Genomic DNA, 22,626 nt, shown 5'->3' with positions numbered 1-22,626 from the left:
CTATATTTTCAATAGACTCATAAACTCGTTGACAGGTAGTGAAGAAAGTTCATCTTGGTTCTGGCATAGACTCATAATTTGGTCAACTTGGCGTGCTGGATAGCGAGTTTTTAAGTTGTCATAGAATTTGTCAACGAGAAGCGGAATGCCTTCATCACGGCGACGGCGGTGTCCAATTGGGTATTGAATCTCAACTTGTTCCGTGCTTGTGCCGTCTGTAAAGAAGACTTGCACGGCGTTGGCGATGGAACGCTTGTCGCTGTCTAAATAGTCCTGGCTGTATTGAGTGTTCTCAACAGTTTCCATAACTTCACGAAGCTGATCAATTTGTGGGTTCGCCGCTACTTCATCTTCATAATGGTCTGCGTTTAAAGAACCATAGAGAAGACCGATTGCCGTAATGTATTGTAAACAGTGATCTCGGTCAGCTGGGTTGTGAAGCGGTCCTTTCTTATCAATAATACGAATGGCTGACTCATGCGTGGTAATGACGACCTTTTCGATTTCATTGACACGACCTGCAACTTGGTCATGAAGTTGAATGGCTGCCTCAGCCGCTGTCTGGGCGTGGAATTCAGCAGGGTAAGAAATCTTGAACAGAATATTCTCCATTACATAAGAGCCGAATGGACGAGCAAGCTTTAGTTCGTTCCCTCCGAATAGAACATCTTGAAAGCCCCATCCTGGTGCGGAAAGAGCCGTTGCGTATCCCATCTCACCTTTCATCGTCATCAAAGCAAGTCGGACACCGCGGCTAGTCGCGTCACCTGCAGCCCATGACTTTCGCGAGCCTGTGTTTGGTGCGTGACGGTAAGTACGTAGGCTTGAGTTATCCACCCAAGCTTGTGAGACGGCGTTCGCTACATCTTCAGTGGTGCCACCTAGCATGGCTGTCGTAACGGCTGTCGTTGCGACTTTCACGTAGAGGACGTGGTCAAGCCCTTGTCTGTTCAGGCTATTTTCTAGAGCGAGAACCCCTTGAATTTCATGAGCTTTCACCGTTGCTTGGAGCACTTCATCCATCGTAAGTGGTTCTTTCCCATCGGCTACTCGCTCACGGCTGATATAATCCGCTACGGCGAGAATTCCACCTAGGTTGTCAGACGGGTGTCCCCATTCAGCAGCCAACCACGTATCGTTATAGTCCAGCCAGCGAATCATACATCCGATATTAAATGCGGCGTGGACAGGATCTAGTTCATACAGCGTACCTGGTACACGTGCTCCATTTGGTACAACGGTTCCTGGGACGATAGGGCCCATATGCTTCGTGCACTCAGGATAGCGAAGTGCCAATAAGCCACACCCTAACGTATCCATTAAGACGTAACGAGCAGTTGTGATGGCTTCCTCGCTTGTGATTGTCCCATTTACAGCATAATCAGCAATTTCCTCCAAGATTTGATCAGTTGCTTGTTTCGTATTTAATTGAACTCCGGACATAACAATCTCTCCTTATCTATGTAAGTCCTCTCCTTTAAAGAAAGGAGGGTGGGTGAATATTAAGGATGCAAGCCTCTTGGTCCGTTATACTGGACGCGTGGTCGGAACAGGCGGTTGTTGGCGTGTTGCTCAACGACATGGGAGCACAGACCGACCGTCCGGGCGGCATAGAAAATTGGCGTGTATAAGTCAATAGGGATGTCTAGTAAGTAGTAGACAGGTGCTGCATAGTAATCAAGATTCGGGTAGAGGCCTTTCTCTTCTCTCATCAACGTTTCACCTGCATCACACATCTCATACAAGTCCATCCGATCTTTCTCTTCTGCTAGTTCTTTCAAGGCTTCCTTCATTAGGAGTGCACGTGGATCCATTTTCTTCATATAAACGCGGTGTCCAAATCCCATAATCTTCTCTTTGTTTTTCAGCTTCTCATAGAGAAGGTGCTGGAATCCATCAATCGTCTTACCTTCTAGAAGCATGTACATAACGGCTTCGTTTGCACCGCCGTGAAGATTCCCTTTAAGGGAGGCGACTGCACCGGTCAATGCACCATAAATGTCAGCGTTCGTAGAAGCAATGACTCGCGCAGTAAAGGTGGAGTTCGGCATTTCATGCTCACTGTACACCATAAGTGATTGGTCAAAGTAAGCAGCTTCTTGTTTCGTTGGTTCTTTACCTGTAATCATGTAGAGAAAGTTCGCACTGTAAGGAAGGTCTTCGTTCGGAGTTACAGGCTTCGTCCCGTTAAGAACATGATAGCTGTTCGCGACGATGTTCGGTATTTTCGCAAGGAGACGAATAGCCTTGTCTTCTGTGCTTTCTTTGTCCCAATTGTTTAAATCATCATCATACCCACCAAGCATGGAAATGCCGGTACGTAGTGCGTCCATTGGATGAGTGGCTTTAGGTAGTTGTTTAAATATGTCTAAGAACCCTTGCGGTAGCGCGTACTCTGCTTTTAATTTGTTCTCAAGCGTTACGCGTTCATCTTGTTGTGGAAGTGCATCATGGAGTAGGAGGTGGACTAAATCGAGGTACTGTTTCTTCTCTGAGAGTTCAATGAGGTCGTAACCTCGAATAACAATCTCTTCTTGTTCAACATCCAAATAAGAAATACCTGTTTCTGCCGCAATCACGCCATCTAACCCTGGTTTAAACGTACTTTGTTGGGTCATTGTTTCCCTCCTCATCAATTTCATAAATAAAACGCTTACATAAAACGGCTGATATTTCGGAATTTTTCGTCATGTTGTTAGTTCCATTATCTACAAATCATTTTCCGCTGTCAACGAAAGCCATCGGTAAATCATCCTCATCTTACTTTATCAGCAGCTCATCGTTTCCATAAATGGAACTATGGTAAACTACGAATGAAAACGGATTGTTTGGAGGATGGAGTTATGATTCAAATCTTAGTTGTAGATGATGATGCGCATATTCAACACCTGATTGCGATGTACATAGAACAGGAAGGATACAAGCCTGTGAAAGCAAATGATGGCAAGGAAGCAGTAGCCATTTTAGAACAGCAAGGGATTGATTTAGCCATAATCGATCTTATGATGCCGAATATGGACGGCTATGAGCTTTGTGAAGAGATTCGGCGATACTACGAAATCCCCGTTCTTATGGTGACTGCGAAAGGTGAAGTACAAGATAAAGTCAAAGGGTTTCAGTTAGGGACGGATGATTACGTCGTTAAACCATTTGAACCAATTGAACTTATGATGCGGGTTAAGGCATTGATGAGAAGATATAATATTCAATCTGCTCATTACATCGAAATGGGGAATGTGCGATTGAATGAGCGGAATAAAACAGTTGAAGTGAAGGATGGAAGCGAAACGTGGCCGTTAAAGGAGTTCGATCTCCTCTATACACTAGCAAGCTATCCAGAACAAATCTTCACGCGAAACCAGCTCATTGAGAAGCATTGGGGCTTAGACTATGAAGGCGATGACCGGACAGTTGATGTACATATTAAACGAATACGAGATAAGTTGAAGAAATATGAAGCATCCATTTCCATCAAAACGATTCGTGGGGTTGGATATCGAATTGAAGAGGTAACTGTATGAAGAGCTTATACGTGCAAATCGTCGTCACGTTCTTTGGGGCAATCCTGATTAGCCTAATCATCACGTTTTTAATCTCTGGTCGTTTGCATGCGTTACAAGTGGCTGAACGACTTGAAGATCGGATGGTGACAGTCGGTAAAGACTTTATTGGGCTCTATAAGGATGACCCATCCATAGATGTAGAAGTGTATTTAGATGCCATGAGCTCGCTCAGTTTCGATGTGTTGTTGTTTAAAGAAGACTCTACAACCCGACTTTATGAAAATCCAGAAGAAGAGTGGGAGATTACAGATGACAATGTAGATAAGGTACTCGGTGGAGGTGTGTTTAAGCAATACAAGCTACCTCCAAGACTTATGATTGGGCTTCCCTTTGAATCCGAGGGTCAATCGCATGCGTTGTTCCTTAGACCGAATTTTGATTTCTTCTTTGTAGACTTTCGTAAACTCATCATCATCCTCTTCCTAACTATTCTCGTAATCGGCAGTTTCATCTTTATTCTAACGACAAGGTGGACGGTACGGCCGATTAAAGAGATGACGCGGTCTGCTGAACAATTAGCTAAAGGGAACTTTAACGTTGAAATAGAAAGCAAACGAAAAGATGAACTAGGGAGTCTGGCCCGGAGCTTTAACGACATGGCTCATGGGCTTGGGGAATTAGACGGCATGCGTCAGCAATTCGTCTCGAACGTTTCCCACGAAATTCAATCCCCGTTAACGTCTATACAAGGGTTTGCGCGTGCGCTGCGGGATGGGGTTGTGAAGGACGAGTCTAGCCGTGATGAATACTTAACCATCATTGAGCAAGAAAGTAAGCGGCTCTCGGTATTGAGTCAGAACCTATTAAAGCTGGCAACGCTTGACTTGGACCACCCTCCGTTCGAGCCTGTAAGTTATTCATTAGGAGAGCAAATCCGTCGTGTACTGGCTTCTCTTGAGCCTCAGTGGTCTAGTAAAGACATTGAAATGAAAGTCCACATAGACGAAGGAGATTTCATTGGGGATCAGCATCAGTTGGAACAAGTATGGATCAATCTATTGTCCAATGCGATTCGTCACACAGAAGAAGAGGGAATCATTGTTGTCTCACTTCGATATGAAGAAGATAAAGCAATCGTCTCGCTTCAAGATAGCGGAGAAGGCATATCAGAAGAAGACCAACAGCGTATATTCGAACGTTTCTACAAGGTTGACAAAGCAAGAACGCGTAAAGAAGGAGGAAACGGCTTAGGACTATCCATTGCGAACAAGATTGTGCAGCTTCATGGCGGGGAAATCACTGTGAAGAGTGAGCCAGGACGTGGCGCTACATTTAGCGTAGCGCTTCCGAAATACCAAACGTCAGCATCCCTGAAACTAGAGAAATAAGAATTTGTACGATTGTTCACATTCAGTTCATATAGGCGACGTATGATAAGGATACATTCTTGAAGGGAGTCATACGCATGAACTGGTTAACCAAATTTAGCCTGAAAAATACAGTAGCTGTTCTTATTCTTACCGTACTTGTTCTTGCTATGGGAATCATAGCCACAGAGAAAATTAAAGTGGAAACATTTCCGGATGTAACGTTCCCGGTCATGACGGTGCAAACGGTATATCCGAATGCATCAACAGAAGAAGTTGAAGAGAACGTAACGAAACCATTGGAAGACGCACTGTTAAATTTAGAGGATTACGACTCAATCTCCAGTACATCACAAGAGAACGTATCCATTATTACCATTATGTATCCATTTGGCCAAGATACAGATGAAGCCCAATCGGATATTAACAATGCAATTAGTGGCATCGAAACACCTGATGGCGCTGAAACAGAAGTAACAACGTTGTCAATCAATTCAACGCCTATTTATCAAGGAGCACTCTCCTCAGAAGACCTTGACATGTTACAACAGGACGTGGACTCAAATATCGTACCAGACTTACAGAACTTAGATGGCGTATCTACAGTTAACGTGACAGGAACGAGTGAGGAACGAATCCAAATCAACGTGGATGAGGAAGAGGCAACTTCATATGGGCTTTCACTATCCACTATTAGCGATGCGATTCAACGGGCAGAGTACAAATTGCCTGCTGGGTCACTGGAGAAGGAAGGGGCGTCTACACCAGTCGAAATTAAAGGTGACCTAGACGATCTCGATGCTCTAAAATCCATAACGATTCCAACAACGAATACAGCTTCCATGCAACAACAAGCACCAGAAGGAAGTCCTGAAGGAGCACCTCAAGGAGCTACAGATGGAAGCGGAGCGCAACCTCAAGCTACTCAACCTACCGAAGTCACGCTTGATGAGATTGCAGAGATTAGTCAAGTGACAGAGAGAAGCGAAATCTCCCGCTTTAACGGAGAAGACAGCATTCTTATAGAAGTCACGAAAGCGCAGGATGCGAACACAGCTGAAGTAGCAGATGAAGTGAAAGCATACTTGGCGGATGTAGTTGATGAGAAGGATTATGAACTGTATACCGTACTAGACCAAGGAGAAGAAGTGAACAAATCCATTTCAGCCTTGCTGAAAGAAGGTGGATTTGGAGCGTTATTTACGGTAATTGTCATCTTGTTGTTCCTGCGTAATATTCGAGCGACATTGATTGCGATTATTTCACTACCAATCTCCATCTTAGGCTCAATTGCCTTACTCGAGCAGTTTGATTATACATTAAATATCATGACTCTTGGAGGCATGGCTGTTGCAGTCGGCCGAATTGTCGATGACAGTATTGTGGTCATAGAGAACATTTATAGGTGGAAACAACAATACCCAGACATGAAACAACGTGAGGTTGTCTTTAAGGCGACGAAAGAAGTGATGGGGGCAGTTGCTTCTTCAACAATTGCAACGCTGATCGTCTTTCTCCCTCTTGCGTTTGTGAGTGGCATCCTTGGAGAATTCTTCCGACCATTTAGTTTAGCGGTTGTATTCTCGATTGTAATTTCACTCATTGTAGCGATTATGCTCATCCCGGTTCTAGGGAAATTCTTCTTTAAGAACGTGAAGCATCACGAGGAATCGAAACGTTTCACAAACTGGTATGAGAAGTTTCTGCGTGGGTCATTGAAGAAGAAATGGGTTGTATTTACCCTCTCCTTCGTGCTTCTATTTGGTTCATTCTCATTTGTTCCAGCGCTTGGTGTATCTTTCTTACCGAGTGAAGGAAGTGAAGCATTCGAAATTGAAATGACACTACCAAATGACACAACACTCGAGCAAACAAGTGAACTCGCTCAAACGATAGAAGAAGACATTAGCGGAGATGACCAGATTGACTACTCACAAGTCTCCATTGGCTTCTCAAGCCAACAACAGATGCCAGGCATGACGGCTGAAACGTCTCAGAATATTGCCAGATTCTTTATTCAGTTGAACGAAGATGTAACGATCGATACGGTTCTACCAGATTACGAAGAACGCTTTCTTGAGAAGGCACAAGAAGATTATCCGGAGGCAACAGTGAAAGCGACGGAAGTGCAACAGGAAGGTCCTCCTGCCGGAAATAGCATTGACGTTAACCTTTACAGTGAAGATGTCGATGATCTTCGTGAAGCCTCTGCTCAAGTAGGTCAACTGCTCGAACAAGACGATCAGTTGAAGAACATTCAGAATGATATGGAAGACACGAAGGTGAAATATGAAGTCAGCTTAAATGAGGAAGGAAAAGACCTTGGTGTGAGCCCATTCCAGCTCATGGAGCCAATTCGTGAACGTCTTCAGCCTTTAGATGGCGGCACGTTAACACTTCAGGAAGAATGGGATATACAAGTAACCTTTGATGAGCAGTTGTCTACTAAAGAAGAATTAGAATCCTTCACTGTCCAAACAAGAGAAGGCGAGAAAGAACTCCGAGACATTGCATCAATTGAAGAGGTTCAAGTACCGACAGCCATTAAGCACCAAGATGGGGAGACTGCGAGCACAGTCTCTGCAACAATTATAGGGGATGACACGGCTGCCGTATCAAGTGTCGTACAAGAAGATGTAGAAGCACTAAGCCTACCAGATAGTGTTGAAGTTGAATTTGCTGGTGGACTAGAGATGATTACAGAAGGATTTGCTGACTTGGGGGTTGCAATGGCTGCTGCTGTTGGCCTTGTATTCCTTGTCTTAAGCATTACATTCGGTGGAGTGATTACGCCAATTGTTATTCTGTCTTCACTTATCTTCATTCCAATCGGTTCGTTAGCTGGACTGTTTGTGACAGGTCAAACCTTATCCATGAGCGCCATGATTGGAATGCTTATGCTTATAGGAATTGTAGTGACGAACGCGGTTGTACTTCTTGACCGTGTAGAAGCTAACCGTAGAGATGGCAAAGAACTTACAGAGGCAATTGTAGAAGCATCAAGAACGCGCCTCCGTCCAATTCTTATGACGGCACTTGCGACTATTTTTGCACTCGTTCCACTTGCCTTGTCAAACTCCGCATCTGGACTCATTTCTAAAGGGCTAGCCATTACGGTAATTGGAGGATTGACCACATCCACGTTACTCACGCTAGTCTTTGTACCGGTCTTCTACCACGCAATTGGGAAGCGCCGTAAAATTGAAAAGGATTAACATGAAGCAACAGTCTCTACCAGAGACTGTTGCTTTTTTTGTCGATTTAGCAACGATGTAAGCTGTCTTACATTTTTATTCCGTCCGATAAGGTACCTTGAAGGTGTAGTTATCAAACTATTATAACAAAGGAGAGACGACATGGACACGAAACAAGTGGAGTGGGGATTGTTCGTTGGAAGGCTTGTGTTAGGAGCGATTATGTTTGCTCACGGTGTACAGAAGCTCATGAACATGGGAGGTACCGTCAACATGTTTCAAGATATGCTCGGGCTACCCGGTTTTCTTGCTTACATGACGGCAGGCATTGAGGTGCTAGCCGGGCTAGCAGTGATCCTGGGTCTGTACACGCGTATTTCTTCGCTATTATTAGGCTTTGTTATGGTGGGGGCCATTGTTACCGTGAAATTGCCTATGGTCGGATTCTTCGGGAATGGGCAAATGGCAGGCTGGGAGCTAGATCTTGCCTTACTTGGCCTCTCTGTTGTGTTGACCTTGTCAGGAAGTCGTTTCCTAGCTATTACGAAAGAGAAAACAAAACGAACATCAGAACAATTGAGCGCGTAAGTGGGGAAGAGTTGCCTTGTGAGGGAGGCAACTCTTTTTCTATGTAGAAGATGAGAAGGAGGAGGGGATTAGAATGATTCGATGAGCGAATAATAGTGAAAGAGCATTCCGTTCGTTAGTATTCGGTTAGAGAACACAAACAAAGACTGGATAAGCTCCAGTCTTTGTTTGTGAATCAGTAATCAACAACTCTTCAATAAGGGGTGTTCAGCATAATATCTTAATCTGTCCCAAATGTAGCGATGAGTCTAAAACAACCAGTTTCATCCGCTATGTTCTAGATGAGAACACTACTCCCTTAGAAATGAGAAAGTACGATGACCCAAAATGCAACTGCGAATATCGAGTCACCCACACGTTAACCAAATTGTGTGTATGTAAACCAAAAAAAGAGCCGAGAACTCCCCTCCGCTCTTTTTTAATTCCCTTGCACCTGACCGTGAAAAATAATCAACACGTTAAATACTACCCTAACGTTCAATAGAAAATTTTATCAGCAGTGCTTGGTAAAGTTACGATTTGTCCCTATACCCGTACTTTCTTTTGTTTTCTTCTTTCAGTCGATTCACCTTCGCAATTAACTCATCTGTTCTTTTTTTTGATTCCTCCGCAGCATCTATAACGATGTCTTCAAAACTTCGACCATCAATCATCGGTTTAAGCTTTGGTTTTTCCTTCATGACAACCCCTCCTATCACATACCATTACGATAAAAGTATATGTTTTTCCTCCATGCTCACGAAATGAAAAACTTTCGTGCTATTCACTTCATATACGGCCATCTTACGTCAGGTCGTTCTATAGCGGGTAGAGTCAAATCATAATCACAACCCCTACATAAATAAACACCGCAATTACACATAGAACGAGAAACGCTGTGGCTAAGTTGAAGAACGCTCTCCATAATGAGAAGCGTTGGACAACAGACAGACTAATCAGTTGAATGACAAGTACCCAAGCTGAAATGATGAACTCAATCGCAACTAGGATATAGAATACAATCGAAAGTCCTTGGTTTGGTACCAGAATTTGTTCTTTGAACATGGAGTTACCGAATAAAGCTAAATAAGGAACCCATGTCAAAATGCTGACTAACCGCGGTAAGGACATGACAACAACTTGTTGTTGGAGTTCTTCATAGGAGGCCTTACCTCCAAACCATTTTCCTGTAAATCTAAATAAAACAGGAGCGAGTGAGTAATAAAACGGTACAAAGAATAGAGCGAGAACAAACATTAGGGCGAACGATGTAGATGGTAACAGAGTCTCCATTATAGAACTATTCGCTGCTTGATTGAGCACTTCATAGAAGACGCTTATGTAGACAATGAGAAAAGCGGGTAAAGGACGAAAAGGATTTTCTACCACGGCTTTCATTGTCTCGCCTGGCTTCGTCCAAACAATCTTAAGGTGAGAAAACGTTGAATCTTTCATAAGTAGTCATCCTTTCTTAGATAGTGCTATTTACAATTACAGAATTATAGTTTAAATTTACCAATTAATCCAATAATATGATAAAGTGTTTCACTAGTTTCAAAGGTTATGTGAAACTGGGGTGTTAGAAGGTCAGCTATAGAAAGTGATCAATTCTGTGGATGTGCGATGATAAGGAAAGGAGGGGTTTACATAAAGAACAAAACCATAAAGGGGTTTCAGCAACTGCTTCATTTCGGTTGGCACCAGGCGTTATCATGCTTATTCCCGGTTGTCATCTTTGCTGCGCTTGCCCTTACACAAGTCCTTTCGCTTCCACTTATTCCTAGGTATGATTGGCTGCTCCTTATTTGTATTGGGATGCAGTGGGCGATGCTTCGTTCGGGCTTGGAAACACGAGATGAGTTGAAAGTCATTAGTTTGTTTCATGTCATTGGGCTTGCGCTTGAATTGTTCAAGGTTCATATGGGGTCTTGGTCATACCCAGAAGAAGGCTACTCGAAAGTGTTTGGCGTGCCACTGTACAGTGGGTTCATGTACGCAAGTGTCGCCAGCTATCTTTGCCAAGCTTGGAGAAGACTCGATGTAAAATTAATCAAGTGGCCTTCATCTTGGCTCGTAATTCCCCTCGCAGCTAGTATTTATTTTAATTTCTTTACGCATCATTTCTGGATCGATGTGCGGTGGTGGCTATCTGGACTCGTTGTCATCGTCTTCTTAAGAGCGTCGGTTTCTTACAGCGTAAACGAATTACGCTATCGGATGCCGCTGGTTCTCTCGTTCGTGCTAATCGGATTCTTTATCTGGATTGCTGAGAATATTGCTACTTTCTTCAGCGCGTGGGAGTACCCGAACCAGAGGGAAGCGTGGAGTCTTGTTCATTTCGGGAAGATAAGTTCATGGCTCTTGCTCGTCATCGTTAGCTTCCTTATTGTTGCATCATTAAAACGCGCGAAAGGGAAAGAGGAAACGAACATACATACTGTACATACACCGACTAGATAGGGAGGAAGTTACATATGGAAATGATTAACATAGGAACTTTACTGCTTGGGCTATTGGCATGCACGTTGCCAATTGTAAATCTCGTTCAAGGTAACCAGTCTTTACAAAGGCCTTTTCTAATAAACCTGCTAATCAGCATGGGCGCTTGTGCACTCGCGCTTTGTCTGCAGATGGTCAATCTGTATCAACTGGTGAAACGTGAAGATTTCTCAGCACTTATGGATCTCGCAGGTAGTATTACGACTGTTGCATCTACGCTCGTCATCGTTACAGTTCTGTTGAATGGACTGAGCATTATGAGATATCAGGTAAAGTGACCAAATGTTCGTAAACGAGTATACAAAGCGGTGGCTCAAGCATAGGATCGAGCCATCGCTTTTTATTGTTACGGATAGGAAACGATGAACTGTAGTAGCTCGTTGGACTTATACATTGATTGTCACCATAAGGGACATTATCTCCAAATTAGATAAATAAAGCTATTTTATACGCCGTTCGACCTGAGAAAGGTGAACACATAGGAGAACTTTATATCCCGAAACTCGATCCCAACCTGCCTATCTATCATGGGACGGATGAAAATGAATTAGAGAAAGGAGTAGCGCATTATGCTGGCAGCGTTCTGCCTGGCGAAGCGGACAATCGTGTACTTTCGGGGCACCGGGATATTATATTCCGAGAGCTTGGAAAGATTGGGTTAAATGATGAACGCATTGTCACGACGTCAGTTGGGGAATTTACGTACAAAGTGCGAAAGGTGAGGAGTGTGAATGAAGACGACCGAACTGTCATCGTCCCAAAACCCACAGCGACGCTCACTTTGACCACGTGCTATCCATTTACTTTCGTTGGCGCAGCGCCAGAGCGTTATGTGCTCGTTGCGGAATTAAAAGGGGAGAAGAAAAGTCTTTGAAATCGATTATGGTAAGCAGCTTGGATAATCAAGCTGCTTTTTTGTTTATCAAATTATTTGTTGCAATCGAACTCCTCTTTCAAGATGGAATACACCTTTAAATCTCGATGTTCCCCTTTAACGAACATGACTTTTCGAAGAATCCCTTCAAATGTCATCCCGGATTTCTCCATTACCCGCTCAGACTTAGCATTCTCAATAAAACAACGTGCTTCAATTCGTACGAGGTCAAGTTTCGTGAAGCCAAAGGTAAGAAGTTCGTTTACAGCTTCTGGGACAATTCCCTTTCCCCAATGTTCTTGTGAGAGGACATATCCAATTTCGGCCTTACGGTGGTGTGGAGACCTCGAAACAAAGTCAATCGTCCCAATGATCTTACCAGTTTCTTTAAGTTGTATTCCCCAAGGGGCGACCTCTTTCTCTTCATATCGTTGCAGTACGAACTCTACAAACTGTAACGAATCACTTAATGATTGGTGAGTGTCCCATGTCACGTATCGTGTTACTTCATCATTAGACCCATATTCGTAAATATCCTCGACATCTTCCAATGTGAGCTTCCTTAATCGCAAGCGTTCCGTCTCTAAAGTAGGCAAGTAAGGATACATTGTTTTACTGTTCATAACACCACTCCCAATCTATGGAATTCTTTTCATTATACATGGTTTGAAGTGGGGTGGTGGGTTAAGATTATATATTTATAATCTTATCTTTTCTATTAAAGGAAAATACAGGTTGCTAAATATGTCACGGTGCGATATAGTCGAGGTGTGACATAAGTTAATAAAGGGAGAATCCGATGAATAACAAGAAACTTGAACATGCCTATCTCCCCATGTCTGAGACAGCCTTCTACATTCTCCTTTCGTTGACGGAGCCAAGGCATGGATATGGGATCATTAAACACGTAGAACATCTGACCAAGGGGCGCATCCTACTTGGATCGGGTACTGTGTATGGCACGCTAACTAAAATGCAGAAGAACAACCTCATTGCGGTCTACGCAGATGAGAAGCGCAAGAAGGTGTACGAAATGACAGACAGTGGACGCTGGGTATTGGAACAAGAAATGGAACGGATTAAAGAGTTATACAGGAATGTACAAGATTACGAAAGGGGGGAGTAGTATGCGAACAACATTAAAGCCGTTCTGGAGTTTTCAGATTGACCGAACAGAAGAGTGGCTATCATCCATGGAGAAGAAAGGATTGCGAATGAGAAAGCAGGTAGGGCCATTCTTTACATTTGACGAAGCGGAAGGGCAGCGACAATCTTATCGCATTCTTTACAAGGAAGGATTAACAGGGAGACTAAAAGATGGTGGTTGGGAACCGCGTAACGTAAACAGAAGGTGGACATTTGTAAGCACATCTCTCAGTGAAGAGGAGATTGAATTCTACCCGGGTCGGGACACGCTCTTATCCAGAAATCGTAAACTGCTTTGGGGTCTCGGGGTGCCGCTTGCCTATGCTCTGTTGATGTCGATTGTAGCAGTGTTCCTCTTCTTAAATGATTGGATATCTGGCCGTGAGGTCTATATAGAAGGAAGTCCCTATTGGGCGGTGACGATTTCCATTGCGGTATGTTCATGGACGGTTCTTCCCTATCTATTTATATCCTTGAGAAGATCCTCTATGAGGATGGGGGGAGAGTCTCCCTATGACCGTTCGGGGAGAAACACTCGAATTGCACAAGGGAATATAAGTAGAAGGTGGAAATTTGGATGGCAGTACGCACCAGATAAACTAGAACAATGGCTTGAGTCTATGGATGAGAGGGGATATGAACTGCATCGCGTTTCCTGTCTCGGTCTCTGTTATACATTTGTGGAACGAGGAAACGAACGTATAAAGTACGTTGTGGATTATCAGAAAGGGAATGCGTATGGTTACGCCCAATCACATCGAGAAGCAGGATGGACTGAGCTCTATAGACTTCGCTCTACCTTAGGCTTTTGGACCATTTGGGCTCAACAGTACGAAGAGGAAGCTCCTGCATTTTACAGCAACTCAACAGATATCCTCCAGCATGCAAAGCAGGTGGCCACGATTCATGCTTCTATATTTGGGTGTTTGGCGTTCTTGTATACCGTGCTAATAATGATGAATGTAACTTCGTTTGACCGCAATGGGCCTGACCTATTACTGCTTGTCATCTTTGTTATTGTTGCTGTTGAATTTGCTGCTCTTGGTAGTATGTCGCTCTTGTATTACAGAAGAGTAAGGAAACGTGTGAAACTAGAAGGAGATTCTATTCTATAGAAGAAAGGATGAACGCGTGTGGATCCTGAGATTGTAAGCATAGAACAAACGAACTTATTAGGCAAGTGGAGACAAATGACATTGGAGGCCGATGAGACTGTGTCACTTTGGCAAAGCTTTATGCCGAAACGGCCGACTATTCCGAATAGAACGGATGAATTCTTGTACAATGTTACAATTTATGAAGGGGGAATGAACCCTGATACATTTACAGCTTCTACTCCTTTTGTAAAGTGGGCTGCTGTGAAGGTGGCTGAAGACGACACTATCATAGAAGGTGTTGAACCCTTGACGCTTGCGGGAGGATTGTATGCGAAGTTTATCCACCAAGGTCCCGCATATGAGTTCCCGAGAACATTGAGATACATTTATGAAGAGTGGCTTCCCGAGTCACCCTACTTATTAGATGACCGAGCGCACTTTGAACGACTTACTCTAGACTATCGTCCAGATGACCAGGATGCAACTGAAGAAGTGTATATCCCGATTGTAAAGAAACAGGGGTAACGAAACGACCGCATGAATACAGTATAGGAAGACGACAGACTCTACATGGGGGTGTACCTAGTGCTTGAGAAATTTGTCGATGCTCTTCCGATACCAACAACGAAACAACCGTCAAGAACAATAGATGGCGTACCGATGTATGAGGTAACAATGAAGGAAGCACACGTCCACATACATCGGGACTTACCCCCAACGAGAATCTGGGGATACGATGGACAATTTCCAGGTCCAACCTTTCATGCAAATACAGGTGAGCCTGTGTGCGTCCTATGGAAGAATAAACTTCCACCCACACATTTCCTGCCGATTGATTTCACTGTTCATGGAGCTGAGAAGAGTCAGCCTGAAGTGCGAACAGTCGTACATCTTCATGGAGGGGTAACCGAAGATTGGAGCGATGGGTACCCTGAAGCATGGTTTACCCGTGATTTCAAGCAAGTTGGATCCTATTTCTCACAACCTACTTACATGTATCCGAACATACAGAAGGCCACCAATCTCTGGTATCATGACCACGCTATGGGCATAACGAGGCTCAATATTTATGCGGGTCTATTTGGCATGTACATCATCCATGACGACGAAGAACGAAGTCATCTGCTTCCGACAGGGTATTATGATATACCACTCATCCTTTGCGACCGTTCCTTTCACGAGGATGGCAGTCTTTATTATCCATCTCAGTCCGAGAAGCCAGTCAAAGACGTAAACCCTTCCGTTATTCCTGATTTCTTTGGTGATACGATTGTTGTGAATGGGAAAGCCTGGCCCTATCTTCAGGTGGAACCCCGTCGGTACCGATTTAGAGTGTTAAATGGCTCAAACGCACGTTTCTATAAGATGTCTTTGTCGAACGGGCACTCTTTTATAATCATTGGTACAGATCAAGGACTTGTTCGAACTCCTATTGAAACTTCCTCCATCCTATTAGCCCCAGCCGAACGTGTGGATGTCATCATTGATTTCTCTTCCTATGAAGGGGAGTCAATCATTTTACTCAATGATGCAGCAGCACCGTTCCCTCAAGGAGGCCAACCAGATAGAAAGACAACGGGTACAATCATGCAGTTTAGAGTGGGAACGACACCGACTATTGGTTACAAAGAGCCCTTACCTTATATCTTAACAACCATCCCGATGCTGAATGAACAGGAAGCCTCGTGTAGAAGAAACCTTACCTTGTCCATGCGACCGGACCAGTACGGGAGAAACATACATCTGCTCGATGATCGTCTATGGACAGAGCCAATCAGTGAGAAGGCGTGTCTAGGCTCGATAGAGGTATGGACGTTAATCAATCTTTCGAAAGCTACCCATCCGATTCATCTCCATCTGGTACAATTCCAAATCCTTGACCGCCAGCCATTTGATCGAGAGGTCTATGAGAAGGATGGGACCATCACACGAACTGGACCTAGAAGGGGACCTGAGCGAATTGAGCAAGGATGGAAAGACACAGTCCGAGCGAATCCAGGTGAAGTCACCCGTATCATTATGCAATTTGGTCCATTCACCGGGCTATACGTGTGGCATTGTCACATTCTTGAGCACGAAGACTACGAAATGATGCGGCCGTACGTCGTTGTCATTCAATAGAAAGGACGATGAGCATGGAAGAAATCGTATCCTTCATTCGGAATGGGGAGCAATTTCGTGTTCGGCAAGTGCACGTTGACGATGCAGAAGCTCTTGCAGACATTCGCATCATAATCGATGGAGAAACGGAGAATTTAGACCGGGATAGTGGAGAGGGATACATTGATGAGGAAGGATTTAAAGCAGTAATCGAGCGGGACCTTCACTCTCCTTATCACTTATTCCTTGTTGCGGAAAGAGAGGGGAAGGTTGTGGGCTTCTCAAGATGCGAAGGAAGCCCTTATAAACGACTGTCGCACAAAGTGGAATTTGGTGTATGTATCTTAAAGAATAGCTGGGGATATGGGTTGGGCAAATGTCTGTTGCAACAGTCTTTAGCATGGGCCGACCGAAACGGCAAGAAGAAGGTAACGTTACTTGTCCTCGAGACCAACACATCGGCCATTCGCCTGTATGAGCAATTTGGCTTTGTCATTGAAGGTACACTTGTGGCAGACAAGCGATTATCGGATGGCAACTACTATAACACACTCGTGATGGCTCGCTTCCATCCAAGAGAAACGTAAGTCATAACTGAATCGCTCGTAAAGACATCTGGGCTATTTCTGTTTAGGTGGAGAGGATTCAGTTAGTTCACTCATTCTCTTTTCAATCTTGGCTATGCGTACTTCCTGACTACGCTGATGGTTCACATAATGAACCACTTTATACAAGAGCCAAATCAAGACAGCGAACAGAATTAGAATAAATAGAGCTAGAAACAATTGGAATAGAACATCCTCAATTACAATCTCACCCAAACCTTCACTCCCTTTCCTCTTTAGTATAACCGAATGGACCTCATAATGTGTGTGCATCCGTTTAAAAATCAGAATCTTCATTTATTTATGCGTTTCGTTCAGGTAAAATGAATAGCAGCTATAAAACGGAAGGGATTTGATTGTGATGTAGGATGCCCTCACCCTAGCAGTAATAAGAACTTGAGGTGATGGAATGAAGATGTCGCGTGATTTTGTAACGCTCTTGTAGCTCTCTGTTCCATTAGATAAATGTGATTGCGAATCGCAGGATTCTTGAGTATCGATACGAAAGGAGCGATTGTTTGGTATTAGTAGTTCTTTTAGCACTACTCGTAACGATTGATGGATTGGCTGTTCACTTTTACAAAAGGAATAAAGTAGAGTTGTGGGTGTATGGCATACTCATGATGGTTCTCGCCCCTATCGTTGCTTTCTTGATGGGGTACTTGTTCTTGGAACTGAGTAGAGCAACGAACCCTGAATCAACGCATGAAGGCGCGGGGTATGCTGGTGCCTTTATCTTCTTATGTCTCTTAGCCAATGCCATCGTCCTATGCTTGACAGGAATACTACTTAGAGTGTTCGGAAAGAAGCGTACGTAAACGACTTAGGTTTCCAATGATCAGTCTTACTATACGGCCAAGCACATGGCTAGATGGGTTGAAATTGAAGATATACACAGGATCCCATGCAATTTCTTATAAACGTGATTTACAGAAAGTTAACAAGAACAACAAGATCATTTAAAGAAAATGTCTTCTAGCCTGTGTGTTGCTGAATAAAGGGGTACAAACCTAACAAATGTGTGAAATCGGCTCATATCCTGGCTGAATTTCTATAGGTAGGTCTTACGAAAACAAGCCCTTTATCTAGTATTGATTGAAATCATTCAAGTAGAAAGCATGTGAAATTAACCGAACTATTACAATTTTGAAGCGTGATTTCGAATAGATTGTGATGGGTGTTAGATTAAATCGCTATCATGTTGTAAAATAGCACATGAGCGTGTAATTTTATTGCCCTTCCTTCTAAGAGGGCAACGAATACGTATGCTTTCCATCAATACTTGAACTGATAAACTAATTGATAAAGGGTGTATCAAATGAATTCTGGAAGCAATCATTCACAATCAAAGAAAAAGGTCCTCGTGCTAGGGGGAGACGGCTTCTGTGGCTGGCCAACAAGCTTACATTTATCAAATGTAGGTCATGAGGTCATCGTCGTCGACAACCTTTCACGACGCAATATTGATAATGAACTAGAAGCGGAATCCTTAACTCCAATCCAACCAATGGGAACACGATTGAAGGCTTGGGAAGAGGTTTCTGGTAAGAAGATTGGCTTCTATAATGTCGACCTTGCAGAAGAATACGAAGAGTTCCTGAACGTTCTTGAAACAGAAAAGCCAGATACAATCGTACACTTTGCTGAACAACGTTCTGCTCCTTATTCTATGAAATCTCCAAAACATAAACGTTACACGGTTAACAATAACTTAAATGCGACTCATAACGTCCTTTGTGCAATTGTTGAATCGGGTCTTGATATTCACCTTGTGCACCTTGGAACGATGGGGGTGTATGGGTATGGTACAGCTGGAATGAAGATTCCAGAAGGCTACCTAGATGTAGAAGTGAAAACAGAATCTGGTGAGCGTGTAGAGCAGCAAATTCTTTACCCAACCAACCCAGGCTCAGTTTACCATATGACGAAGACACAAGACCAACTGTTGTTCCAATACTACAATAAGAATGACGGTGTTCGTGTGACAGACCTTCACCAAGGAATTGTATGGGGAACAAATACTGCTGAGACGAACATGGACGAGCGTTTAATCAACCGCTTTGACTATGATGGGGACTACGGTACAGTCTTGAACCGCTTCCTTATGCAAGCAGCTGTTGGGTACCCAATTACTGTTCATGGTACAGGTGGACAAACTCGTGCCTTCATTCATATCCAAGATACAGTTCGCTGTATTGAACTTGCCATTGACAACGCACCAGGTCTTGAAGAACGTGTTATGATCTTCAACCAAATGACAGAGACACACCGAGTGAATGATCTAGCCAAGCTCGTGAGCGAAATGGCGAGTGGTGAAATTGCGTACGTATCCAACCCGCGTAAAGAAGCACCTGAGAACGACCTTCACGTTAAGAATGACTTGTTCTTATCGAAAGGGTTGAACCCAACGACGCTTGATACAGGACTTCTTCAAGAAGTAACGGAAATCGCACAGAAATATGCGTATCGTGCCGATTACTCGAAGATTCCTGCAACAAGCACGTGGACGAAAGAACAACAGCCAGGAATTCCAGAAGCAAAAGAAGAAGATACGGTACAATAATGAAGAGACAACCAGGATCCGCATAGGTCCTGGTTTTTCTATATGGTGCATAAAGGAGGAGCGGCTATGTCCGAGACAATCTTGTTCAAGAATATGACCATTGTTCAAGAGGGTGGAGACCTGATACAAGGTGACTTGCTCGTGAAGGATGGTGTCATTGAAAAGATACAGACCGATATTGATGCAGAAACTCACAAAGTCTTTCAATACGAAGGCGAATCCTTCACGTTACTACCTGGCTTTATTGACGACCACATTCATGGAGCGGCAGGGTATGACGTAATGGATGCCACGGAATCTGCACTGAGCGCGATTAGTCAGGCTTTGCCTAAAGAAGGAACTACGAGTTACTTAGCGACGACCATGACGCAATCCTTGTCCGCAATACAGGAGGCGCTATCTTGTGCAGCTGCTTATCGCTCTAGTCAGAAGAGGAACGGGGAAGCGGAACTATTAGGTGTTCACTTGGAAGGTCCGTTCCTCTCTCCAGAGAAAGCAGGTGCTCAGCCAGTCGAGCACATCATTTCTCCAAACATAGAGCTCTTTAAAGAAATGGAGAAGACAAGCGGCAATGGCATCCGCGTCGTAACTCTCGCTCCAGAACGAGAGGGAGGACTCGAACTCACACGCTATTTAACTGAACGAAACATCGTAGCCTCCATCGGTCATTCCAATGCCACCTATCAGGAAGTCCTCAAGGCAATTGACAGAGGTGCGACGCAAGTTACCCATCTCTATAATCAGATGAGTGGCTTCCTTCATAGGGAGCCTGGTGTGGTAGGTGCCACGTTCCTCAAAGAGGACATCATGGCAGAGTTAATTGTTGATGGCATGCATGCCGTAGATGAGGCAGTGGAGCTCGCTTACCAGAATAAAACGTCTAAAGGACTGATGCTCATCACGGATGCTATGAGGGCTAAGTGCTTAAGAGATGGGGATTATGAACTTGGTGGCCAACCAGTGACGGTGAAAGATGGCAAAGCCACGCTAGAGGATGGTACTTTAGCAGGGAGCGTTCTCAAAATGAACGAAGCGGTTCGACGGATGAACCAATTGTGCAAGCCTTCCTTGCATCAGCTTGCTGAAATGGCTTCATCCAATGCAGCGAAGCAACTTGGTGTATTGAATCGGAAAGGAAGTATTGCGGTAGGTAAGGACGCCGATCTAGTCGTTGTCGATGAATCGTTTAACGTACACTTAACGATATGTCGAGGTGTTATTGGGTACAGCAAAGAGGGGGAGCGGTAATAAACTCCCCTTAGCCGTACTGTTTTTGGTGTTGTTTCTTCTTCTCTAAATACGTTTCATCGTTGCGGATTTGCTTCCACTTTTCTTCAAAGATTCGAGCAGACGCTGCTTTCTCTTCGTCAATATCACGTTCGTTCACATTTCCGTCTTTGTCGTATTTCTTGCCACCTTTATAATTCGCATACCTTCTAGAACGCGTATATCCCATTTGTATAAATTTACGTGCCATATCCATTCCTACGAAATCATCCTGTCCTTTATATGCCTCAAAGAGTTCATAGATTTTCTCTGATGATTCCTTCGCGATCTCAGGAGTTTTGAATCTCCAATGGGGCAAGATTTCACTCTTATACGGTTCAACCATTAGTACACCCTGTTCCCCTCTGCCAACCCGATATAGCTCAGGGGATTCACGGAAATCAATCGTGTCAAAGTCTAGATCGTAATCAAAAGCCATGGACTCACTCCTTTTTATGGGAGTATTCCACAATAACCGTCTGTCAAAAAGGATTGGAACGCATTGATTGTCTTGTTGTACGAGAATTATTGCTTTCCACAAGAATAGCATCTCTTATCGGCATCTCCAGAACCGTACATGCGCAGCTCCTTTACCAATCCACAGGACGTACACTCGCTCATTTCAATTTGGGGCAGTTCGCCAGACTCAGCTAGAGGAACCCACTGCCTTTCATATACTTCCTTTGTCATACCATAATCGACTAATACAGGTTGCCCCTCATCGTTCCATCCATAATTGCTGCTATCCTTTAAATCAAAAGAGTCAAACTCCTTGTCTAAAGTGGATAGTAAATCCTTAAATGCTACTGTATGGAATTGAGGTAGCGCATCTTCTGTTACATCGTAAGACTGATTATTCTGAAGTGGCAACGGAGGATAATACCTCTGGATAACAAAGTCTTCCGTTAAGTAAAGCGTCTCAGCCAGAAAGTGGTGGAGTTCCCGATTCTTCATAGAATGATAGATTTCGAACTCTTTGCTGGATTGAACGAATCCAAGCGGATGTATGTTGACTTTAATCACATAAGACGAGACTCTGTATGCCTTTCTAGTTGAACCAATCCCTATCAAATTTTCTTCCTGACAATACTCTTGCCAATATTGAATATAGTGACCTAGCATGGCCGAATTCACCTCCTGCCCTTTGACATCGTTTATCAATAGCTTCTATACCAATCTATTTCGTTCCTGTATTTTATTTAGGCTATTCTTACTGTTAGGCTCTGGTAAAGATTGTTGTTGATAGTGAGTATCTTGATGTTGAGTCTTTAAGTAATGGGCAGGATTGCGGAAGACTTAGTTTCGATAAATGAAGTTTACTGGTTATGAATCTTTATAAAAGTTTGTCCGTACATTATAGAGAGGGGTGGGATTGTTTTGAAGAAAATAAAGGTCGCATATGTCCTTAACACGATTTTCACTGGTTTAATTGCCATACTTCTATCTACTTTCTTTGCTGGGGGGCTATTGGTGAGAACTACACTGACGAGACTTGGGTTGCCCCAGAGTTCTTTGTAATTATACCTATATGGGCTTTATGGATAGGCTACACTAAATTGGACATGTAAATTAAGGTCAGGTAAACTTATCTCAATTCAAATAGCGAGGAGCACTGACCATGACTAAGAGGTCCAGACGTACGTTCACAGAGGAGTTTAAGAAGCAGATGGTCCAGCTTTATCAGAACGGTAAACCTAGGAAACAGATTATTGAAGAGTACGAGCTGAATCCTTCTACCTTTGATAATTGGGTGAGCCGATTTGAGAAGTCCGGGTCCTTTAAAGAGAAGGACAATCGCACTCCTGAAGAAAATGAGTTGATTCGTCTTCGGAAGGAAAATCAACG

23 protein-coding genes and 1 pseudogene are annotated in these 22,626 nt (G+C 43.7%); 16 read left to right on the top strand and 8 right to left on the bottom strand.

From position 1 onward, the window contains the following. Both H513_RS0110855 and mmgD read right to left on the bottom strand, forming a co-directional pair. Positions 1-1,443 carry a bifunctional 2-methylcitrate dehydratase/aconitate hydratase gene (locus H513_RS0110855; RefSeq protein WP_026800771.1) on the bottom strand — a complete coding sequence of 481 codons (1,443 nt, stop codon included), beginning with the start codon at positions 1,441-1,443 and terminating at the stop codon, positions 1-3. Positions 1,444-1,502: 59 nt separating this feature from the next. After that, positions 1,503-2,618 (bottom strand): citrate synthase, encoded by a 1,116-nt coding sequence (gene mmgD, locus H513_RS0110850; protein WP_026800770.1) that lies wholly within the window; start codon positions 2,616-2,618, stop codon positions 1,503-1,505. 225 nt (positions 2,619-2,843) lie between these two features. Here mmgD and H513_RS0110845 point away from each other — a divergent pair, with 225 nt between their 5' ends. The 4 genes from H513_RS0110845 to H513_RS0110830 all read left to right on the top strand — a co-directional run bounded on the left by H513_RS0110845 (position 2,844) and on the right by H513_RS0110830 (position 8,652). Beyond that, entirely contained in the window at positions 2,844-3,521 is a 678-nt protein-coding gene (locus H513_RS0110845) for a response regulator transcription factor (protein ID WP_026800769.1), read from the top strand. Next, complete coding sequence (locus tag H513_RS0110840; protein WP_026800768.1) at positions 3,518-4,891, top strand: HAMP domain-containing sensor histidine kinase; 1,374 nt, start codon at positions 3,518-3,520, stop codon at positions 4,889-4,891. The genes H513_RS0110845 and H513_RS0110840 overlap by 4 nt, the downstream gene beginning before the upstream one ends. Positions 4,892-4,968: 77 nt before the next feature. Beyond that, positions 4,969-8,085 (top strand): efflux RND transporter permease subunit, encoded by a 3,117-nt coding sequence (locus tag H513_RS0110835; RefSeq protein WP_026800767.1) that lies wholly within the window; start codon positions 4,969-4,971, stop codon positions 8,083-8,085. A gap of 141 nt (positions 8,086-8,226) precedes the next feature. Beyond that, a complete protein-coding gene (locus tag H513_RS0110830) occupies positions 8,227-8,652 on the top strand; it encodes a DoxX family protein (RefSeq protein ID WP_026800766.1) in 426 nt (141 codons plus the stop codon). Between the two features lie 512 nt (positions 8,653-9,164). On the opposite strand, the gene H513_RS21610 is transcribed toward H513_RS0110830, so the two are convergent. Together H513_RS21610 and H513_RS0110820 are read right to left on the bottom strand one after the other, a co-directional pair. Then, positions 9,165-9,332 (bottom strand): hypothetical protein, encoded by a 168-nt coding sequence (locus H513_RS21610; RefSeq protein WP_154655232.1) that lies wholly within the window; start codon positions 9,330-9,332, stop codon positions 9,165-9,167. Between the two features lie 133 nt (positions 9,333-9,465). After that, the gene (locus H513_RS0110820) at positions 9,466-10,086 is read right to left on the bottom strand and encodes a YIP1 family protein (RefSeq protein ID WP_026800765.1); all 621 of its coding nucleotides are present in this window, start codon (positions 10,084-10,086) and stop codon (positions 9,466-9,468) included. Between the two features lie 168 nt (positions 10,087-10,254). Here H513_RS0110820 and H513_RS0110815 point away from each other — a divergent pair, with 168 nt between their 5' ends. The 3 genes and pseudogenes from H513_RS0110815 to H513_RS20070 form a co-directional block, all read left to right on the top strand. After that, positions 10,255-11,091 (top strand): DUF817 domain-containing protein, encoded by an 837-nt coding sequence (locus tag H513_RS0110815; RefSeq protein ID WP_051239903.1) that lies wholly within the window; start codon positions 10,255-10,257, stop codon positions 11,089-11,091. A 14-nt stretch (positions 11,092-11,105) separates the two neighbouring features. Further along, complete coding sequence (locus tag H513_RS0110810) at positions 11,106-11,408, top strand: hypothetical protein (RefSeq protein ID WP_036770051.1); 303 nt, start codon at positions 11,106-11,108, stop codon at positions 11,406-11,408. A gap of 158 nt (positions 11,409-11,566) precedes the next feature. Further along, positions 11,567-12,004 (top strand): annotated as a pseudogene (locus tag H513_RS20070) (class D sortase); the annotation flags it as partial. Between the two features lie 53 nt (positions 12,005-12,057). Here H513_RS20070 and H513_RS0110800 read toward each other — a convergent pair. After that, complete coding sequence (locus H513_RS0110800) at positions 12,058-12,627, bottom strand: GNAT family N-acetyltransferase (RefSeq protein ID WP_026800762.1); 570 nt, start codon at positions 12,625-12,627, stop codon at positions 12,058-12,060. 176 nt (positions 12,628-12,803) lie between these two features. Between H513_RS0110800 and H513_RS0110795 the strand changes: the two genes are divergently transcribed. From H513_RS0110795 to H513_RS0110775, 5 genes are read left to right on the top strand one after another with little or no spacing between them, the layout of a single operon-like run. Beyond that, on the top strand, positions 12,804-13,130 hold the full coding sequence (locus tag H513_RS0110795) for a PadR family transcriptional regulator (RefSeq protein ID WP_026800761.1): 327 nt from the start codon (positions 12,804-12,806) through the stop codon (positions 13,128-13,130). A 1-nt stretch (position 13,131) separates the two neighbouring features. Next, positions 13,132-14,265, top strand: a complete 1,134-nt coding sequence (locus H513_RS0110790; protein WP_026800760.1) for a DUF2812 domain-containing protein — start codon at positions 13,132-13,134, stop codon at positions 14,263-14,265. A gap of 18 nt (positions 14,266-14,283) precedes the next feature. Then, positions 14,284-14,772 (top strand): GyrI-like domain-containing protein, encoded by a 489-nt coding sequence (locus H513_RS0110785; protein ID WP_026800759.1) that lies wholly within the window; start codon positions 14,284-14,286, stop codon positions 14,770-14,772. 60 nt (positions 14,773-14,832) lie between these two features. Further along, positions 14,833-16,368, top strand: coding sequence for a multicopper oxidase family protein (locus tag H513_RS0110780; protein ID WP_231572112.1), 1,536 nt, complete (start codon positions 14,833-14,835; stop codon positions 16,366-16,368). Positions 16,369-16,382: 14 nt separating this feature from the next. After that, positions 16,383-16,934 carry a GNAT family N-acetyltransferase gene (locus H513_RS0110775; protein WP_154655231.1) on the top strand — a complete coding sequence of 184 codons (552 nt, stop codon included), beginning with the start codon at positions 16,383-16,385 and terminating at the stop codon, positions 16,932-16,934. 33 nt (positions 16,935-16,967) lie between these two features. On the opposite strand, the gene H513_RS0110770 is transcribed toward H513_RS0110775, so the two are convergent. Beyond that, positions 16,968-17,168: a hypothetical protein gene (locus H513_RS0110770; RefSeq protein WP_026800756.1), complete on the bottom strand. Its 201-nt coding sequence runs from the start codon at positions 17,166-17,168 to the stop codon at positions 16,968-16,970. A gap of 302 nt (positions 17,169-17,470) precedes the next feature. On the opposite strand from H513_RS0110770, the gene H513_RS0110765 reads away from it, so the two are divergent. The 3 genes from H513_RS0110765 (at position 17,471) to nagA (ending at position 20,763) form a co-directional block, all read left to right on the top strand. After that, positions 17,471-17,770, top strand: coding sequence for a hypothetical protein (locus H513_RS0110765; protein ID WP_026800755.1), 300 nt, complete (start codon positions 17,471-17,473; stop codon positions 17,768-17,770). A 500-nt stretch (positions 17,771-18,270) separates the two neighbouring features. Then, a complete protein-coding gene (locus tag H513_RS0110760; RefSeq protein WP_026800754.1) occupies positions 18,271-19,515 on the top strand; it encodes an NAD-dependent epimerase/dehydratase family protein in 1,245 nt (414 codons plus the stop codon). Between the two features lie 66 nt (positions 19,516-19,581). Further along, entirely contained in the window at positions 19,582-20,763 is a 1,182-nt protein-coding gene (gene nagA / locus H513_RS0110755) for an N-acetylglucosamine-6-phosphate deacetylase (protein ID WP_026800753.1), read from the top strand. A gap of 10 nt (positions 20,764-20,773) precedes the next feature. On the opposite strand, the gene H513_RS0110750 is transcribed toward nagA, so the two are convergent. Continuing rightward, positions 20,774-21,220: a DUF4385 domain-containing protein gene (locus H513_RS0110750; RefSeq protein WP_026800752.1), complete on the bottom strand. Its 447-nt coding sequence runs from the start codon at positions 21,218-21,220 to the stop codon at positions 20,774-20,776. 86 nt (positions 21,221-21,306) lie between these two features. Then, entirely contained in the window at positions 21,307-21,903 is a 597-nt protein-coding gene (locus H513_RS0110745; RefSeq protein ID WP_036770058.1) for a hypothetical protein, read from the bottom strand. A 496-nt stretch (positions 21,904-22,399) separates the two neighbouring features. On the opposite strand from H513_RS0110745, the gene H513_RS0110740 reads away from it, so the two are divergent. Then, a partial coding sequence (locus H513_RS0110740) for a transposase (RefSeq protein WP_026800750.1) occupies positions 22,400-22,626 on the top strand: 227 nt, incomplete at its 3' end.

Origin of the sequence: Pontibacillus halophilus JSM 076056 = DSM 19796 (assembly GCF_000425205.1) — a bacterium.
GTDB lineage: Bacteria > Bacillota > Bacilli > Bacillales > BH030062 > Pontibacillus_A > Pontibacillus_A halophilus.
The sequence above is the reverse complement of the archived record's forward strand: the minus strand, read 5'-3'. Positions and strand labels throughout refer to the sequence as shown.

What these genes read in the sequence shown, in the direction of transcription:
- H513_RS0110760 (WP_026800754.1), top strand. Translation starts at nt 18,271, where the DNA reads ATGAATTCTGGAAGCAATCATTCACAATCAAAGAAAAAGGTCCTCGTG.
- H513_RS0110750 (WP_026800752.1), bottom strand. Translation starts at nt 21,220, where the DNA reads ATGGCTTTTGATTACGATCTAGACTTTGACACGATTGATTTCCGTGAA.
- H513_RS0110820 (WP_026800765.1), bottom strand. Translation starts at nt 10,086, where the DNA reads ATGAAAGATTCAACGTTTTCTCACCTTAAGATTGTTTGGACGAAGCCA.
- H513_RS0110830 (WP_026800766.1), top strand. Translation starts at nt 8,227, where the DNA reads ATGGACACGAAACAAGTGGAGTGGGGATTGTTCGTTGGAAGGCTTGTG.
- H513_RS0110800 (WP_026800762.1), bottom strand. Translation starts at nt 12,627, where the DNA reads ATGAACAGTAAAACAATGTATCCTTACTTGCCTACTTTAGAGACGGAA.
- H513_RS0110775 (WP_154655231.1), top strand. Translation starts at nt 16,383, where the DNA reads ATGGAAGAAATCGTATCCTTCATTCGGAATGGGGAGCAATTTCGTGTT.
- H513_RS0110835 (WP_026800767.1), top strand. Translation starts at nt 4,969, where the DNA reads ATGAACTGGTTAACCAAATTTAGCCTGAAAAATACAGTAGCTGTTCTT.
- H513_RS0110790 (WP_026800760.1), top strand. Translation starts at nt 13,132, where the DNA reads ATGCGAACAACATTAAAGCCGTTCTGGAGTTTTCAGATTGACCGAACA.
- H513_RS0110845 (WP_026800769.1), top strand. Translation starts at nt 2,844, where the DNA reads ATGATTCAAATCTTAGTTGTAGATGATGATGCGCATATTCAACACCTG.
- H513_RS0110810 (WP_036770051.1), top strand. Translation starts at nt 11,106, where the DNA reads ATGGAAATGATTAACATAGGAACTTTACTGCTTGGGCTATTGGCATGC.
- H513_RS0110855 (WP_026800771.1), bottom strand. Translation starts at nt 1,443, where the DNA reads ATGTCCGGAGTTCAATTAAATACGAAACAAGCAACTGATCAAATCTTG.
- H513_RS0110745 (WP_036770058.1), bottom strand. Translation starts at nt 21,903, where the DNA reads ATGCTAGGTCACTATATTCAATATTGGCAAGAGTATTGTCAGGAAGAA.
- H513_RS0110815 (WP_051239903.1), top strand. Translation starts at nt 10,255, where the DNA reads ATGATAAGGAAAGGAGGGGTTTACATAAAGAACAAAACCATAAAGGGG.
- H513_RS0110795 (WP_026800761.1), top strand. Translation starts at nt 12,804, where the DNA reads ATGAATAACAAGAAACTTGAACATGCCTATCTCCCCATGTCTGAGACA.
- mmgD (WP_026800770.1), bottom strand. Translation starts at nt 2,618, where the DNA reads ATGACCCAACAAAGTACGTTTAAACCAGGGTTAGATGGCGTGATTGCG.
- nagA (WP_026800753.1), top strand. Translation starts at nt 19,582, where the DNA reads ATGTCCGAGACAATCTTGTTCAAGAATATGACCATTGTTCAAGAGGGT.
- H513_RS0110840 (WP_026800768.1), top strand. Translation starts at nt 3,518, where the DNA reads ATGAAGAGCTTATACGTGCAAATCGTCGTCACGTTCTTTGGGGCAATC.
- H513_RS21610 (WP_154655232.1), bottom strand. Translation starts at nt 9,332, where the DNA reads ATGAAGGAAAAACCAAAGCTTAAACCGATGATTGATGGTCGAAGTTTT.